The organism is Mesorhizobium sp. M7A.F.Ca.US.010.02.1.1 (genome assembly GCF_004023085.1).
GTDB lineage: Bacteria > Pseudomonadota > Alphaproteobacteria > Rhizobiales > Rhizobiaceae > Mesorhizobium.
This window is the reverse complement of the sequence record NZ_RZRV01000004.1, coordinates 258,270-274,205: the sequence shown is the minus strand read 5'-3', so window position 1 is coordinate 274,205 and position 15,936 is coordinate 258,270. Positions and strand designations below refer to the sequence as shown.

Genomic DNA, 15,936 nt, shown 5'->3' with positions numbered 1-15,936 from the left:
AAATGCGGCGGCCAAGCGGCCAGAAAATCCAAGCTCGGAAAACTCAACGCGCCGCCAGTCAACGCGCCGCCAGATTGGCGGCCGGAAAGATCGAGCATGTTTCGGTGCCGAAAGCCAGCAGCTTGCCGCCGGCATCCTTCAACGTCGCTTCCGACACCGCCAACGTGCGGCCCTTGTGAACAACCCTGCCCTCGCACACCACCTCGCCGGTCCTCGGCGTGATGGGACGCGTCAAATTCACCTTGAACTCCGCCGTCGTATAGGCCTCGCCCTTTTCGAGCAGCGTCTGCACGGCACAGGCCAGTGCCGAATCGAGCAGCGTCGCCGCCCAGCCGCCATGTACGCTGCCCAGCGGATTGAGATGGCGCTCGCTCGGCATGCCACGAAAGACAGCGCGCCCTTCCGAGACTTCGGTGAGAGTGAAATTCAGCTGAAAGGAAATCGGCGGCGCCGGATACTTGCCGTCGACGATGCGCTGCAGCAATTCCAAACCGGTGTGTTTCAGGATGTCGGCGTGCGGAATGGTGCCGAGGCCGAGCGGTGAGACCCGGCCAGGATAAAGTTCGACCTCGCTCATGTGATGATTTCTCTGGCTGCGTCCTCGCCAGCTATGGCCTTGCCGCGCGCGTGATGTTTGCGCAAGGCGGCGAGGAAGCCGGTACGAGCGTCTGGCGGCTCGAAGCCGCGCGGCTCATAGACATGGCGGTTGAAGAAGAAGCCGGTGAGCCGGAAGGCGTCCTCGACCGCTGCCGCATCGGCGCGCAGGCCGGAGCCGCGCTGCAGGAAAGCCGGCAGAGTCAGCATCTTGTCGCGCCAAGGCAAACCGGCTTCGCGCGATACCGCGCGTCCCGACTTCGGCGAGACATAGGCCAGGTCCTGTCGCGTGCCGGTGGCGGCACATTGACTGAGATCGAGGCCGAAGCCGAGTTCGTCCAGCACCAGAAGCTCGAAGCGCGCCACCAGTTCGCCGGCAATTTCGGCATCGTCGAGATGGACGATCATTACGGCAAGCGTTTCGTAAAGACCTTCGTGCGCATCGCGCTCGGGCAGCAGGCGCAGATGCGCGGCCATGGTCTGCAAGCCGTAGACGGCGACGGCGCTGTCCATCAGCCGGGCCGCGTTCATCTCGATCGCTTCGGCCTGGAACGTGCCGAGGTGCTCGTCAAGGCGCGCTCGCCACAACAGGTCGACACGGTTGCCGGGCTGGAGAACAGGCTGCTGCTTGCGCGAACGGCCGCCGCGAACAAGGCCGAGATGACGGCCATGCGCTCGCGTCAACACCTCGAGAATGGCGCTGGTTTCGCCATGCTTGCGGGTGCCGAGAATGATTCCCTCGTCGCGCCATTCCATTTCAGGAGCTTTTCACCGATCGGGTGGCGAAATCAAGGTATCGGCTTGGCCCTGTGTAACTCTCATGCCAATGGCATAAAAAACCGCCCGCAGCGATGTGCTGCGGGCGGGCTGGTGAGGTCAGTCGATCTGTTAGAAATTGCGCTGGAAGCGAACGATGCCGCCGACGCTGCTCTTCTTGTCGGCCTTGGTCCAGTTGTTGAAATCGAAGTCGTCGAATTTTCCTGCATTGAGGTAATCGACTTCGGCCGTGATCGTGTAACCGGGGACGATGGTGTAGGCAACGTTGGCCGCGACGCCGAGGTTCTTCCAGTCGTCATAGGAGACCTGGGCGTTGAACGAGGTCTTGTCGTTGAACTTGTAGGTGCCGCCGCCCCAGATCGCCCAGTTTCCGCCCCATGGCTTGTATTGGGTACGGCCTGTGCCGAAGTCGTTGATGTTGTCGTTGGTGCCGTAGCCGCCCATGACGAACAGCGTCAGTTCCTTGCTGACGTTGACGTCCAGACGGACCTTGCCGGACACTTCCTCATAGTTGCTGTCATAGGCCACGACGCCGGTGATCGCACCCCAGTCGCCCTTGTACTTCAAACCGCCGACAACATGCGGAACGTAGCTGTCGATCGTGTTGACGGCGGTGCCTTCTTCGAGCGAGACCACGCCCGTGAAGCCGCTGCCTGCGTCGAAGTAGTAGCTGATGAGGTTGGTATCCTTGACACCATACGGGATGAGCGTGTCCTGGATGACATTGCCGGCATAGCCGATGAACTGGTCGTATACCGTTTCATCCTTGCCGACCCGCAGGCCACCGAGCTGGATCCAGGCGAAATTCAGCGAAGTCTTGCTGGTTCCATCTGCCTTGTTATTGCCGGCTTGCCAGCCAGTGCTTGAGCTTCCGTCATAGTCGCCAGAGGAGTTGCCGAACTGGAACCGGGTCTCGGTGAAGGTCTTCAACGTGCCGAGCTCGGTTTCCTGGCCGGTATAAGTCCTCAGCGTGAAGCGCATGTTCTTGTAATAAGTGTCGTGCCTATCGCCGTCCATGTGATCGGCAACGTTGTTGACACCATCGAACGTGCCGGAATCGCCGACGCCCATGTCGTAGCGGAGATAGCCGCCGATGCGCAGGCAGGTCTCGGTGCCCGGGATGTAGAAGTAGCCGGCGCCATAGACGTCGCAAATCTTGACGTATTCGGCAGGTTCCGGCTCGGCAACGACGACAGCGTCCGCGGCGCGCGCGCCGCTGGCCGCGATCAGGGCCGCGGCTGAGCCGAGAAGGAGGCTCTTGATGTTCATTTTCTGACCTCTCCAGTCATAGTTATAAATGGCTTCGGATTTGTGGCTGGCGGCAATGTTTTCCCGCCTCACCCCCACAGCGAAAAAGGCTCGCATCGCTCGCCCTTTTCAGCGGCGAACATACCCAACGATCATCTGTCTTCAATGACGATTTCTCGAATAATGCCAATTCCTTGAACAGATTAATACTGTGTTGCACAAATAACACTTGCGAATCCGACGAGTGGCACAACTGGCACAATGTCATTTATTAAATATATATACCGATACTTTCGCGGCTAAATACAATTGTGACGTGCTATATTTCCAAAATGACCGCATAATGCGGAATATCTACCTGATTTACGCCGAAATCGCCTGAATCTTGCCGCCCCCTTTATCGTCAGATGCCGCCGATCCGCCAAACCCACTTTGATACCGAGGCGAAAAGCGGGATGACGCCTCCAAGCCTGTCTGCCTCTTCCAAAGCGATCGAAATTCCCTGGAGCGCCGTCGCTTCGCTGATTGTGACAGCAGCCAACCGTTGAAAAACGATTCCTCCGTAACGCCTCTCAATCGACCTTGGCGGCGCAGGCGACGTGATCGCCCGCCTCGATAGGCGGATTGGCATACATAGGTCCTGGAAAGCATCGCTTCGGCCAGAATGTCCCTGGTCACGCCATGCGATGGCGGATGGTCCGGCGACAGGATCAGGGTTCTGGTTGGCTAGAGCGGCTTATCGTTCGGCGCTTCACGCCCGCGCGTGATCGGCAAGCACTTCATCGACTACGTGCCAGGATTTTTCAACCTCGACGGGATTGGTGCCGATGTGTCAGGCGACCGTGATCAGCGCTTTGCACATCATCGCTTCGTCGGCGGGAAGGCCGGCGCAGAACGCTTCCCGGCTTTTGCCCTCGAAAAGCGTCCAGGCAATTGCCAGATCACAGGCGGGATCGCCCTTTTCCACCTCATCTCGTCGCCAAGATAGAAGCCTCAGCTGCCAATCTCGACCGGCTTGACCGCAAGATCACTCCTGCGTGGCGACCAGTCGGCTGACAAGCGCCGTGTCGATGTTCAGATTGCTGACCATGGATCTGGAGCGATTTATTTGAACTCTCCGAAAACCGCTTGCCGCTGTCGCTACGCGGACCTTCGGTCTAGCGCGGAAACTCGAGCCCCATTTCGCGGTAGCGCTCGGGGTCGTCGCCCCAGTTCTCGCGCACCTTGACGAAAAGGAACAGGTGCACCTTCTGTTCGAGGATGCCTGCTATCTCCATGCGTGCCGCCTGGCCGATGGCGCGGATGGTCTCGCCCTTGTGGCCGAGAACGATCTTCTTCTGGCTGTCCCGCTCGACATAGATGGTCTGGTCGATGCGCACCGAGCCGTCCGGCTTCTCTTCCCATTTCTCGGTCTCGATATGCGAGGAATAGGGCAGTTCCTGATGCAGCCTGAGATAAAGTTTTTCGCGGGTGATCTCGGCCGCGAGCTGGCGCATCGGCAGGTCCGAGATCTGGTCTTCCGGATAGTACCAGGGACCGACCGGCAGAGCCTCGGCCAGGTAATCGAGCACGTCCTTGCAGCCGGAACCAGTCAGCGCCGAAACCATGAAGGTGCGCTTGAACGGCACCCTTTCGTTCGCTGCCGCCGACAGAGCCAGCAGCGCTTCGTGCTTGACGCGGTCGACCTTGTTGAGGATCAGCACCATCGGCTGGCGCACATCCTTCAGCCGTTCGAGGATGGCGTCGGCGTCGCCCCTGATGCCGCGCTCGGCGTCGATCAAAAGCAGCACGATATCGGCGTCCTTGGCCCCGCCCCAGGCGGTGGTCACCATCGCCGTGTCGAGCCTCCGCTTCGGCTTGAAGATGCCGGGCGTGTCGACGAAAACGATCTGCGCATTGTCATGCGTGGCGATGCCGCGCACGATGGCGCGGGTCGTCTGCACCTTGTGGGTGACGATCGACACCTTGGCGCCGACCAATTGGTTGACCAGCGTCGACTTGCCCGCATTGGGCGCGCCGATCAGGGCAACGAAACCGGAATGCGTGGGGGCAGCTTCCGTTGCCGGTTCTTCGGTGGCGGTCATGCCGCACTCCCTTCACTTGAGCGCGCGCGCTCCGATTTTTGGGCCGACGTGGTGGCCCAGACGCCTTCGCGCAAAAGAAATGCCGAAGCCGCCGCTTCTTCGGCAACCCTGCGGGAGCCGCCAGTACCGCTTATCGGCGCAAAGCCGCGGACCTGCAAGGACACGGTGAAGACGGGCTGGTGGTCCGGGCCTTCGCGTTTCTCGATCACATATTCGGGACGCGCATCGCTGGCCTTGGCAATCCATTCCTGCAGATCGGATTTCGGATTGAGCGGTTTTGCGATCACCGTATGCGAGCGCGGTTCCCAGTAGCGCAGGACGAACCGCCGCGCGGCCTCGATGCCACCGTCGACGTAAACCGCCGCGATCAGGGCTTCTACCGCATCCGCCAGATAGTTTCCGCCCGAGCCACGCGACCGCATCTTCAAGGCAGAATCGGCGCGGACCAGATCTTCGAGCTGCATTTCGATGCCGATTTCCGAGCATGTCCGCGCATCGACCAGCGCATTGAAGCGCGGCGCGATTTCACCTTCCGGCGCATCGGGAAATTTCTCGAAAAGCATATCGGCGACGACAAGCCCGAGCACGCGGTCGCCAAGAAATTCAAGACGTTGGTTGTTGGTGGCCGCCTTGACCGCGCTGGAATGCGTCAGGGCGGTCTCGAGCAAACGGACATCCTTGAAGACGTGGCCGGTCTTGGCCTTCACCAAACCGGCCAGAGTTTCGCCTGTCGGACGCTTCAAAGCCATCAATTGACGAAGTGGAACAGGCGCGAAGCGCGCATCAGCGACGGCCATTTCCAGATTTCGAGAGGGCTCGCCTTGCCGGCGATCGAGAAGAAAACAAGATTGGCGCGGCCAACCAGATTTTCCGCGGGAACGTAGCCGACGGTGAAACGGCTGTCGGCGGAATTGTCCCGGTTGTCGCCCATCATGAAATAGTGGCCGGGCGGCACGTCGAATTCGCGGGTGTTGTCGCCGATCGAGTTCGAATTCAGGTCGAGCGTGTCGTAGCTGACGCCGTTGGGCAAGGTCTCACGATACACATCGATCGGTCGCGATTCTTCGGTGATGTCGGGATTGTCGATCTGGCCTGTTTTCACGCGGGGCACGCCGACGCCGTTGATGAACAGCTGGCCGTCCTTGACCTGGATCTTGTCACCCGGCAGGCCGACAACGCGCTTGATGTAGTCGACGGACGGATCAGGCGGGAACTTGAAAACCGCTACGTCGCCGCGCTTCGGCTCGGAGCCCCAGATGCGGCCTGAAAAAATATCGGGTCCGAAAGGCAGCGAGTAGCGCGAATAGCCATAGGACCATTTGGTGACGAACAGATAGTCGCCTTCCAAAAGCGTCGGCCGCATCGATCCCGACGGGATCGAAAAAGGCTGGAACAGCAGCGTGCGGATGACCAGGGCGAGCAAAAGCGCCTGGACGATGACGCTGACGGTCTCGCCAAGCCCGCCGGATTTCTTCTCGGATTTTTCAGCCACGCTCATGTCGTCCTCGATTGTGCGTTGGATGGTATAGAGTCTCGGCGCGCGCTGGGCAACGTCAATGCCGGTCGTCAGAGGCAATCAATGTGGCGCTTCTTCGACGGGCAGCGCCTCGATGATCACAAAGGCTTGAGCGAGCGGGAAATCATCCGTGATGGTGAGGTGGATTGCCGCGCGATGGTCTTTTGGCAGGATTTTGTCCAGCCTGGCCTGCGCTCCTCCGGTCAGCGCCATGGTCGGCGCGCCACTGGGCAGGTTGACGACACCCATGTCGCGCCAGAACACGCCCTGCGCCAGACCGGTGCCCAGCGCCTTGGCGCAGGCCTCCTTGGCAGCGAAACGCTTGGCATAGGAGGCAGCACGCGCCTGCCGGTTTTCGGAGCGGGCCTGTTCGATCTCGGTGTAGATTCTCTGGATGAAGCGCTGGCCGTGACGCTCCAGCGACTTTTCGATGCGTCTGATGTCGATCAGGTCGCTGCCGATGCCGATGATCATCGCGCAGTGGAACCGATGCTTGCGCCTGGATGGGACGATTGCGCATGCCGGCTTGCACGCTCGGCCAGACGCTTGCGCCGCTGTTCGCGGAAAGCGTTCATCCCCCAGCGCGTGATGGCGTAGAACAGTAGCCCGAAGGCGAGCCCGAGCGGAACCGCGCCGATCAGCATCGGTTCAAGGACCGGTTTCCACAATTGCGCGAAGGAGAGGTTATGCAGCATCTCGCCCAGATGTGCCGGCGGCCCATGCGTCGGCAAGCGGTCATGCAGGATGAGCTTGCCCGTTTCCCACGACGCGCCCCATAGCAACGGGAAGGTTAGCGGGTTGCCGAAAAAGACCGCGCCAAGCGCCGCCGCCACCAGATTGCCGGCGATCACCCAGCACAGGAGGGCAGCGATGATGAAATGGAAACCGACGGGAAAGAATGAAGCGAAGACACCGGCCGCAACACCGGCCGCAACCGCATGCGGTGTGGCCTTCAGCCGCAGGATGCGCTTGGAAAAATACTGAAGCGAGCGCGAAAACGAGCGGCGCGGCCAAAGGTAGGTACGCACCCGCTCATAAAGGCCATCAGGCTTGCGGCGTCGAAAAAGCACTCTGTTCCCGTTCCACAGCGCCCGCAACGGCATCTTCAGCCGGGCGTGGCAGCCACATCTTGCGCTTGACTATCACCCTATGGCAATCGCCACCTTATATAACGACGCGCTGGCGCAAGAACAACCAAACACCTTCTATGCGCCGCGCTTGTCGCCGCCCTTCGGGGCGGCAGGTCTTGCTTCGAACATTGGATAATCGCGGCGAATTTAGGGAACCGGCAGTCGCATCGCCGAAAGGCGCATCGCCGCCGGCGGCTACCGCAGGTATTCGCTGACCTCGACCAGATTGCCGTCTGGGTCACGGAAATAGACCGACATCATAGGACCTCTAGCCCCGACACGTTCGACCGGGCCGAGTTCCACCGCCACACCATTGGCCGCGAGGCGGGCACGGACCTCATCCAGTGGCCGGTCGGTGATCAGGCAGAAATCACCTGATCCTGATGTCGGCGACTTCGCCTTGGGCTCGAAAGTGCGGCCGACGTCATGCACATTGATCTTATGGGTACCGAAAGCCAGCGCCGTCGGCCGATCCGCCGCGTCGATGCGCTCAAAACCCAGCACGCGCTGGTAAAACTCACAGGTCGCTTCCAGCGAAGCGACCGTCAGCACGAAATGATCGATGCCGGCGATCATTTCCAATCTGTCTTCACGCATGTCGCTTTCCCCAAAACCGCCGCACACTGTTGGGCGAAAAAAATGCCCCGTCAGATGTTGCGGCTGCCGGGCTTGATCGCCGGGATGGCGGCAAGCTCCGGCGGCAGCCGGTCGACCGGATAGGCCGGGACCTCATACTCGGCAAGCGCGATGAGCGGCACACCGACATCGGTCTTGCCGGCCGAACGGTCGATGATGCAGGCCGCGGCCGCCACCTCGGCGCCAAGATCGCGCAGGCACTCGATGGTCTCGCGGATCGACAGGCCGGTGGTGACGATGTCCTCGACGATGACGACACGCGAACCCTTGGCGATCTCGAAGCGGCGCAGGCGGAACTCGCCGCCTTCCCGCTCGACCCAGATCGCCGGCACGCGGAGATGACGCGAGGTCTCATAGGCCGGGATCAGCCCTCCGATCGCCGGGCCTACGACATAGTCGATCTTGCCTGGCACGCCAGCGCGGATCTTCTCGGCCAACGCCTTGCACAGAAGCTCGGTCTTGTCGGCATGCATGAACACGCGCGCCTTCTGCAGGAAGACCGGACTGCGCAGGCCCGAGGTCAAAATGAAATGCCCTTCCAGAACAGCACCCGCCTCGCGGAAAATGCCCAGCACTTCATCGGTGTTCATGTCTGCCTCTTTTTGATTGACCATGACTTTGTCCGAAACCGGAGCATGGTCTAGCCATTGACGCGTCTTGCGTCGCTGACGCTCGAATTGTCCTTGAGCTGCGACAGCAGCCGGTTGAGGTGCTTGAGATCCCAGACTTCGAGATCGATCAGCATTTCGGTGAAGTCGGGAGCAGTGCGCACCATCGACAGTGTATGGATGTTGGCGTCGTTCGAGGCAACCACCTGCGCTATATCGGCGAGTGACCCCGGCGCGTTGATGGCGGTGACCGATACGCGCGCCGGAAAGCGTTCCTTGGTGCGCTCGTCGATGTCCCAGCGCACGTCGATCCAGCGTTCGGGCTGATCGTCGAACGCCTGCAGCGCCGGCGACTGGATCGGATAGATGGTGATGCCGGTGCCCGGCTGGACGATGCCGACGATGCGATCGCCAGGCACCGCCCCTTCCGGCGCGAAGCGCACCGGCAGATCGCCGCGCACGCCGCGGATCGGCACGGCGCCATCGCGTGGCTGGTCCTTGTCCTTGCGCGCGGCACGACCCGGAATCTGGAACAGCATGCCGGCGGCATTGCGGATCTTCGACCAGCCCTCCTCGCGCGGCTTGGGGACGGCCGTGGTGACGCGCTCATCCTTGTAGTCGGGGAATACCGCCTTCATGACGTCGGTGGAGGCGAGCTCGCCGCGCCCGACGGAGGCCAGCACATCCTCGATGTCCTTGCGCGCCAGCCTGTGCAGCACCTGCTTCAGGCTCTCCTTGGTGAAGGTCTTGCCGGCACGCTCGAAGGCGCGTTCCAGGATGCGGATGCCGAGACCCGAATATTGCTTGCGGATGGCATTCTTGGTGGCACGGCGGATGGCCGAGCGCGCCTTGCCGGTGACGACGACCGATTCCCACGCCGCCGGCGGAACCTGTGCCTTGGAGCGGATGATCTCGACCTCATCGCCGTTCTTCAGCTCCGTCATCAGCGGCATGATGCGGCCGTTGACCTTGGCACCGACGCAGGTGTCACCGACATCGGTGTGCACCGCGTAGGCGAAGTCGATCGGTGTCGCGCCGCGCGGCAGCGCAATCAACATGCCTTTCGGGGTGAAGCAGAACACCTGGTCCTGAAACAGTTCTAGCTTGGTATTTTCGAGGAAATCCTCGGGATTGTCGCCTTCGGCAAGCTGCTCGATGGTGCGCCGCAGCCAGGCATAGGCGTTGGTTTCCTTCGAAATCGCGTGGGCGGCGCCATTCGTCTTGCCGCCGGTGTCCTTGTAGATCGAATGGGCAGCGACGCCGTATTCGGCGATCTTGTTCATCTCTCGGGTGCGGATCTGCAGTTCGACACGCTGGCGCGACGGGCCGACGATGGTGGTGTGGATCGACCGATAATCGTTCTGCTTCGGCGTCGAGATGTAATCCTTGAAGCGGCCCGGCACCATCGACCACGCGGTGTGGATGGCGCCAAGCGCCCGGTAACAGTCCTCGACCGTATCGACGACGACGCGGAAGCCGAAAATATCCGAGAGCTGCTCGAAGGACAGTGCCTTGGCCTCCATCTTGCGGAACACCGACCACGGCTTCTTCTGCCGGCTCTTCACGCCGGCGTTGATCGCATGCTTCTCGAACAGCGTGGACAGCGCTTTTTCGATGTCCGTCAGCACGCCCTTGTTGCGCTCGAAGATTTCGGCAAGCCGTGCGGTGACGGCGCGATAGGCCTCCGGATTGATGAAGCGGAAGGCGATCTCCTCCAGCTCCTCGCGCATGCCTTGCATGCCCATGCGGCCGGCCAGCGGCGCGTAGATATCCATCGTCTCCTCGGCGATGCGCAGGCGCTTGGCTTCCGGCATGTGGTCGAGGGTGCGCATATTGTGCAGGCGGTCGGCGAGCTTGACCAGCAGCACGCGGACATCTTCTGAAATCGCCAGCAGGAGCTTTCTCAGGTTTTCCGCCTGCTCGGCCTTCTTCGAGACGAGATCGAGCTTCTTCAGCTTGGTCAGGCCCTCGACCAGCTTGCCCATTTCGGGGCCGAACAGATCGTCGATCTCGGCCCGTGTGGCGGTCGTGTCCTCGATCGTGTCGTGCAGCAGGGCGACCGCGATCGTCGCCTCGTCCATATGCATCTCGGTGAGGATGGCGGCGACTTCGAGCGGGTGCGAGAAATACGGGTCGCCGGAAGCGCGCTTCTGGTGGCCATGCTTCTGCATGGCATAGACATAGGCCTTGTTGAGCAACGCCTCGTTGACGTCAGGCTTGTAGCGCTGGACGCGCTCGACAAGCTCATACTGACGCATCATGGGCGGGATCTCGCGGTGCTGAAATGATTGATGCGCCGCACTAGCGTACGGCGCATCCCATAGATAGCCACGAAACTGACTGGACGGAAGTGCCGGAAACGTATTCCAGGCAGGTCCAGAGCGCTGGCTTAGTAGTCGTCGCTCTTTTCCGGCGGCACCAGGCCCTCGATGCCGGCCAGGAGGTCTTCCTCGGTCATCCGGTCGAAGGTGACGTTCTCCTCGGTGTCATCGGCGTCGGTGGCCGCAACGGCGGCGCCGGTCTGATCGGCAATCGCCTCGCCGTCGGCTTCGGGCTCGTCGACCTCGACATGCTTCTGCAGCGAATGGATCAGATCTTCCTTGAGGTCGTCGGGCGAAAGCGTCTCATCGGCGATCTCGCGCAGCGCCACGACCGGGTTCTTGTCGTTGTCACGCGGCACGGTGATCGGCGCGCCCTGGCTGATCTGGCGGGCGCGGTGGCCGGCCAAGAGCACCAGCTCGAAGCGGTTGTCGACCTTGTCGATGCAATCTTCAACGGTTACGCGGGCCATGGATTGCCCCTTTCATGCGATGGATTTGATGGAAAACAGGCGCGGTCCATAACCCGAACGCCGCCAAAATACAAGCATCATGGCAATGGCCGGGCTGCATGGCGCCCAAACCTTGGTTCAAACACCCGATTTGGCAAAACCTGTCTGTGGTTATGTGTTCGGTGTCCCGATCACAATTGCTTGCAGTACAGCACGCACCCTTGGATTGCCGCGAAACTGGCGCTATCTCGGATGGCATGGAGGTCAGCCGGTTTATTATGAGCCTGACCGAACGCTATCGCATTTCGTTTAGACGGCCGTTTATTTCGAGAAGGAATATTTTCCATGTTCGACCCTCGTGAAAAAATCGCCCTATTCATCGACGGCGCCAATCTTTACGCGACGTCGCGTGCACTCGGCTTCGACATCGACTATCGCAAGCTCCTGTCGAGCTTTCAGAAGCGCGGCTATCTGTTGCGCGCCTATTATTACACGGCGCTGGTCGAGGATCAGGAATACTCCTCGATCCGTCCGTTGATCGACTGGCTCGACTATAATGGCTTCAAGGTGGTCACCAAGCCGGCCAAGGAGTTCACCGACTCGACCGGTCGCCGCAAGATCAAGGGCAATATGGACATCGAGCTTGCGGTCGATGCGCTGCAGCTCGCCGATGTCGTCGACCACTACGTCATCTTTTCCGGCGACGGCGACTTCCGCACGCTGGTCGAGGCGTTGCAGCGGCGTGGCCGCAAGGTGTCGATCGTCTCGACCATGGCCTCGCAGCCGCCGATGATCTCCGACGACCTGCGCCGCCAGGCCGACCATTTCATCGACCTGATGACATTGAAGAACGAGGTCGGCCGTGATCCCTCCGAGCGGTCGGTGCGGCGGCCCGAGCCGGCCGAAGTCGACGAGGACGATTACTGAGGCCAGTCGCCTTGACCGCCCTTTCCGCCTCCGAACCCGGCCGCGATTGCCCGCTCTGCCCGCGGCTGCATGACTTCATCGCCGAATGGCGGCAGCGCGAGCCGTCCTGGTTCAATGCGCCGGTGCCGACTTTTTTGCCTCCCGAAGGTGACGCGACGGTCCAACTGCTGATCGTCGGGCTGGCGCCCGGCCTTCGCGGTGCCAACCGAACGGGCCGCCCGTTCACCGGCGACTATGCCGGCGACCTGCTCTACTCGACGCTGATTTCGCACGGTTTTGCACGCGGCGAATTCAAGGCCAGACCCGACGACGGATTGGAGCTTGTCGGCACCGCGATCACCAACGCGGTGCGCTGCGTGCCGCCGGAGAACAAGCCGGTGGGCGCAGAGATTGCCACCTGTCGGACATTCCTGGTGCCGACGATCGCGCGGTTCCCCAATTTGCGCGCCGTGCTGGCACTGGGATCGATCGCGCACCAGTCGACCGTGCGGGCACTGGGTGGGCGCGTCGCCGCCTACCCGTTCAAGCATGGCGGGCAGCTGCCGGCCGGTGGCGTCACGCTGTTTTCGAGCTATCACTGCTCACGCTACAACACCAATACCGGCGTGCTGACCGAGGCAATGTTCGTCAGCGTTTTCAGCCAGATAGCGGCGTTCTTGGGCAAGTAGGCACGATAAGCAATCAGCTTCTCCCCTTGACAATAGTCAACCATGGTTTACAGTTACCATGATGCAGGTTTTCGAAACCGATACATTCAAACGCTGGCTCGAAGACCTCCGCGACGCGCAAGCAAAAGCCCGCATTGTTCGGCGCATCGACCGACTGACTGTAGGCAATCCGGGAGACGTCAAGCCCGTTGGCGAGGGCATAAGCGAAATGCGGATCGACGATGGTCCTGGCTATCGCATCTATTTCCTCCAAGCAGGCAACTTGTGCGTGCTGCTCCTTTGCGGTGGCGACAAAGGAACGCAAAGCAGAGACATCGCAGCCGCAAAAAAACTCGCCAAGGAATGGAAGGACAAGGCAATATGGCAATGAAAGTCACAGCCTTTGACGGGGCCGAATATCTCGACACTCCAGAGGCAATCGAAGCATATCTGGCAGCGACGTGCGAAGATGGCACCGCAGCGGAGATTGCTCATGCGCTTGGCGTCATTGCGCGTGCGCAGAACATGACGAGACTTGCCGAGAAAGCCGGTATGACGCGACAGGCTCTCTACAAGGCCCTGAGCGGCGAAGGGAATCCCGAATTCGCAACGATCATGAAAGTGGCCGAGGCGCTTGGTCTGAAACTGACCTTCGTGAGCGCGCAGGCAGGACGGAACGCTGCGTAACACGAATCAGCGCGCCGACATTTGGTTCTCCATCTCGCCAGCGGAATTCGTCTGATCAAGGTGCAGCGAACAGCTCGGCCAATTTCTCCGGCCCACCCTGGAGCACATTCAGGTCGACATCGCCGTTGATGCCGTCGACGCGACCCCTGTGGTGGTACTGCCAGTAGACCCAGTCGTCGCGATCCGGCTCCAGGAGCAATGAGCGGAGCCAGAGCGGACGGGCAGCAATCCGCGCTGCATACGCTTCCGCTGCGTCGTCGGTCAGATAGACCACCGCCGGCTTGCCGAACGCCGCCTCGACTGGAGCGAGGAACGCGGCCAGTTCGGCGTTCAATTGTTCGGGCGTCGGCCGCTGCGGGCAGTTGCCGCCGAATTCGATATCGACCACGGGTGGCAGCAGGGGCTGATCGTGCGGCACCACCGAGATGAAATTCTTCGCCTGGTCCGCACCCGGCCGGCAAAAGGTGAAAAAGTGATAGGCGCCGACGGCGAGACCGGCGGCCCGGGCCTCTTCCAAATTCCGTGCGAAAGCATCATCGACATGATCGCCGCCTTCGGTCGCCTTGATGACGGCAAAGGCGACATCGTCGGCGGCTACGCGCCGCCAATCAATCTGGCCCTGATGATGGGAGACGTCGATGCCCCTGACCGGATATTTATCGCGATCCGGCGAGAATGTGCGGAAGTAGAGATAGCCGCCTGCCGTGATGAGGCACACCGAGACCAGGCTCGCTAGACCGAAAAGAACAATCCGGTTCGTCAAGCGAATGGCCCCAGCCTACCCACGCTCTTTTAAGAGCCGGCCCTTCTCGCGCGACCAGTCGCGCTGCTTCTCGGATTCGCGCTTGTCGTGCAGTTTCTTGCCGCGGCCGACGGCGAGCAACAGCTTGGCGCGACCCTGGTCGTTGAAATAGATTTTCAGCGGCACCAGCGTCATGCCTTCGCGGTCGACACTCTGCGACAGTTTCGCCATCTCGCGCTTGTTGAGCAGCAGCTTGCGGCGCCGGCGCGGCTCATGGTTGAAGCGGTTGGCCTGCAGATATTCCGGCAGATAAGAGTTGATCAGCCAGATCTCGCCGCCTTCGACCGAGGCATAGCTGTCTTGGATGTTGGCTTGGCCCTGGCGCAGCGACTTGACCTCGGTGCCGGTCAGCACCAGACCGGCCTCGACCGTGTCGAGCACCTCATAGGAAAACCGCGCCTTGCGGTTTTCCGAAACGGTCTTGTTGTTGGGATCGGCTTTTCTGACTTGATTCATGATGCGGAGAGGTGGCGCCTCATCCCTAATTAATCAAGCCGGCGTGCTTCATCGCCGCATCGATCTTGTCGGCGGTCGACTGTTCGACCGTCATTAGCGGCGAACGCAGCACATTTTCGACCTTGCCCAGCTTCGACAGCGCATATTTCGCCCCGGAAACGCCAGGTTCGATAAAGATCGCCTTGTGCAGCGGCAGCAGACGATCTTGCAATTCCAGTGCCTTGGCGCTGTCGCCGGACAGCGTCGCCTCCTGAAATTCCGCGCACAGCCGCGGCGCGACATTCGAGGTCACCGAGATGCAGCCGACGCCGCCATGCGCGTTGAATCCAAGCGCCGAAGCATCCTCGCCCGAAAGCTGGATAAAATCCATGCCGCACGTGGCGCGCTGCTCGGAGACCCGTTCGACCTTGCCGGTGGCATCCTTGACGCCGACAATGTTCTTGAAGTCGTGCGCAAGCCGCCCCATCGTCTCCGGCATCATGTCGATCACCGAGCGCGGCGGGATGTTGTAGATGATGATCGGCAGCTTGGTCGCCCTGGCGACCGCCGCGAAGTGCTCGTACAGGCCGCGTTGTGTCGGCCTGTTGTAATAGGGCGTGACAACGAGTGCAGCATCCGCACCGGCCTTCTCGGCATACTGCACGAGGCCGACCGCTTCCTCGGTGTTGTTGGAGCCGGCGCCGGCGACGACCGGAACGCGGCCCTTGGCCACCTCGATACACACCTTGACGACCTGGCGGTGCTCGTCATGCGACAGTGTCGGCGACTCGCCGGTGGTGCCGACCGGCACCAGTCCAGTCGTGCCCTCGCCGAGTTGCCATTCGACGAATGCGCGAAAGGCTTTCTCGTCGAAACGCCCGCTCTTTTCGAACGGTGTCACGAGCGCAGTAAGCGAGCCTCTCAGCATATCGTCCAACTCCTTGGGACTTGTTTGTTCATGCATGCCGTTGCCCCAAAACCGGTGTCCACTTTTGGGCGACATGCATCTTTAGTTCATGCATGTCGTCGTCCCAAAACCGGTATCCACTTTTGGGCGACATGCATCTTTAGTTCA

The 15,936-nt window shown here is 61.0% G+C and carries 20 protein-coding genes; 4 read left to right on the top strand and 16 right to left on the bottom strand.

The window, feature by feature from the left end; all coding sequences use genetic code 11:
- Positions 1-58: 58 nt before the first annotated feature.
- The 13 genes from EOA19_RS06290 to rpoZ form a co-directional block, all read right to left on the bottom strand.
- A complete protein-coding gene (locus EOA19_RS06290) occupies positions 59-577 on the bottom strand; it encodes a PaaI family thioesterase (RefSeq protein ID WP_128303039.1) in 519 nt (172 codons plus the stop codon).
- Positions 574-1,350 (bottom strand): DNA repair protein RecO, encoded by a 777-nt coding sequence (gene recO / locus EOA19_RS06285; protein ID WP_023812875.1) that lies wholly within the window; start codon positions 1,348-1,350, stop codon positions 574-576. Before recO ends, EOA19_RS06290 begins: the two co-directional genes overlap by 4 nt.
- A 132-nt stretch (positions 1,351-1,482) precedes the next feature.
- Positions 1,483-2,640: a porin gene (locus EOA19_RS06280; RefSeq protein ID WP_023812874.1), complete on the bottom strand. Its 1,158-nt coding sequence runs from the start codon at positions 2,638-2,640 to the stop codon at positions 1,483-1,485.
- An 811-nt stretch (positions 2,641-3,451) separates the two neighbouring features.
- The gene (locus tag EOA19_RS36375) at positions 3,452-3,586 is read right to left on the bottom strand and encodes a hypothetical protein (RefSeq protein ID WP_281040470.1); all 135 of its coding nucleotides are present in this window, start codon (positions 3,584-3,586) and stop codon (positions 3,452-3,454) included.
- Between the two features lie 190 nt (positions 3,587-3,776).
- Complete coding sequence (era, locus tag EOA19_RS06270) at positions 3,777-4,703, bottom strand: GTPase Era (RefSeq protein WP_128303038.1); 927 nt, start codon at positions 4,701-4,703, stop codon at positions 3,777-3,779.
- On the bottom strand, positions 4,700-5,452 hold the full coding sequence (gene rnc, locus EOA19_RS06265) for a ribonuclease III (protein WP_128303083.1): 753 nt from the start codon (positions 5,450-5,452) through the stop codon (positions 4,700-4,702). Before rnc ends, era begins: the two co-directional genes overlap by 4 nt.
- A complete protein-coding gene (gene lepB / locus EOA19_RS06260; RefSeq protein WP_013532585.1) occupies positions 5,452-6,201 on the bottom strand; it encodes a signal peptidase I in 750 nt (249 codons plus the stop codon). Before lepB ends, rnc begins: the two co-directional genes overlap by 1 nt.
- A 78-nt stretch (positions 6,202-6,279) precedes the next feature.
- Positions 6,280-6,693 carry a holo-ACP synthase gene (acpS, locus tag EOA19_RS06255; RefSeq protein WP_128303037.1) on the bottom strand — a complete coding sequence of 138 codons (414 nt, stop codon included), beginning with the start codon at positions 6,691-6,693 and terminating at the stop codon, positions 6,280-6,282.
- Entirely contained in the window at positions 6,690-7,289 is a 600-nt protein-coding gene (locus EOA19_RS06250) for a DUF2062 domain-containing protein (protein WP_128303036.1), read from the bottom strand. Before EOA19_RS06250 ends, acpS begins: the two co-directional genes overlap by 4 nt.
- 255 nt (positions 7,290-7,544) lie before the next feature.
- Positions 7,545-7,946 (bottom strand): VOC family protein, encoded by a 402-nt coding sequence (locus EOA19_RS06245; RefSeq protein ID WP_128303035.1) that lies wholly within the window; start codon positions 7,944-7,946, stop codon positions 7,545-7,547.
- A gap of 50 nt (positions 7,947-7,996) precedes the next feature.
- On the bottom strand, positions 7,997-8,575 hold the full coding sequence (gene pyrE, locus EOA19_RS06240; RefSeq protein WP_128303034.1) for an orotate phosphoribosyltransferase: 579 nt from the start codon (positions 8,573-8,575) through the stop codon (positions 7,997-7,999).
- Positions 8,576-8,625: 50 nt separating this feature from the next.
- Positions 8,626-10,854, bottom strand: coding sequence for a bifunctional (p)ppGpp synthetase/guanosine-3',5'-bis(diphosphate) 3'-pyrophosphohydrolase (locus EOA19_RS06235; protein WP_023812864.1), 2,229 nt, complete (start codon positions 10,852-10,854; stop codon positions 8,626-8,628).
- A 128-nt stretch (positions 10,855-10,982) separates the two neighbouring features.
- Entirely contained in the window at positions 10,983-11,384 is a 402-nt protein-coding gene (gene rpoZ / locus EOA19_RS06230) for a DNA-directed RNA polymerase subunit omega (RefSeq protein WP_023812863.1), read from the bottom strand.
- 324 nt (positions 11,385-11,708) lie between these two features.
- Here rpoZ and EOA19_RS06225 point away from each other — a divergent pair, with 324 nt between their 5' ends.
- Genes EOA19_RS06225 through EOA19_RS06210 form a run of 4 tightly spaced genes read left to right on the top strand, consistent with a single transcriptional unit; the run spans position 11,709 to position 13,624 of the window.
- Positions 11,709-12,290, top strand: a complete 582-nt coding sequence (locus EOA19_RS06225; protein WP_023812862.1) for an NYN domain-containing protein — start codon at positions 11,709-11,711, stop codon at positions 12,288-12,290.
- An 11-nt stretch (positions 12,291-12,301) separates the two neighbouring features.
- On the top strand, positions 12,302-12,958 hold the full coding sequence (locus EOA19_RS06220) for a uracil-DNA glycosylase (protein ID WP_128303033.1): 657 nt from the start codon (positions 12,302-12,304) through the stop codon (positions 12,956-12,958).
- A gap of 58 nt (positions 12,959-13,016) precedes the next feature.
- Entirely contained in the window at positions 13,017-13,328 is a 312-nt protein-coding gene (locus EOA19_RS06215; protein ID WP_023812860.1) for a type II toxin-antitoxin system RelE/ParE family toxin, read from the top strand.
- Positions 13,319-13,624, top strand: a complete 306-nt coding sequence (locus EOA19_RS06210; RefSeq protein ID WP_023812859.1) for an addiction module antidote protein — start codon at positions 13,319-13,321, stop codon at positions 13,622-13,624. Before EOA19_RS06215 ends, EOA19_RS06210 begins: the two co-directional genes overlap by 10 nt.
- A 55-nt stretch (positions 13,625-13,679) precedes the next feature.
- On the opposite strand, the gene EOA19_RS06205 is transcribed toward EOA19_RS06210, so the two are convergent.
- The 3 genes from EOA19_RS06205 to dapA are packed head-to-tail and all read right to left on the bottom strand — an operon-like array spanning position 13,680 to position 15,789.
- Positions 13,680-14,387 carry a GH25 family lysozyme gene (locus EOA19_RS06205; RefSeq protein WP_128303032.1) on the bottom strand — a complete coding sequence of 236 codons (708 nt, stop codon included), beginning with the start codon at positions 14,385-14,387 and terminating at the stop codon, positions 13,680-13,682.
- A gap of 15 nt (positions 14,388-14,402) precedes the next feature.
- Positions 14,403-14,882: an SsrA-binding protein SmpB gene (gene smpB / locus EOA19_RS06200; RefSeq protein WP_013532594.1), complete on the bottom strand. Its 480-nt coding sequence runs from the start codon at positions 14,880-14,882 to the stop codon at positions 14,403-14,405.
- 25 nt (positions 14,883-14,907) lie between these two features.
- Positions 14,908-15,789 (bottom strand): 4-hydroxy-tetrahydrodipicolinate synthase, encoded by an 882-nt coding sequence (dapA, locus tag EOA19_RS06195; protein ID WP_023812857.1) that lies wholly within the window; start codon positions 15,787-15,789, stop codon positions 14,908-14,910.
- Positions 15,790-15,936: the final 147 nt, after the last annotated feature.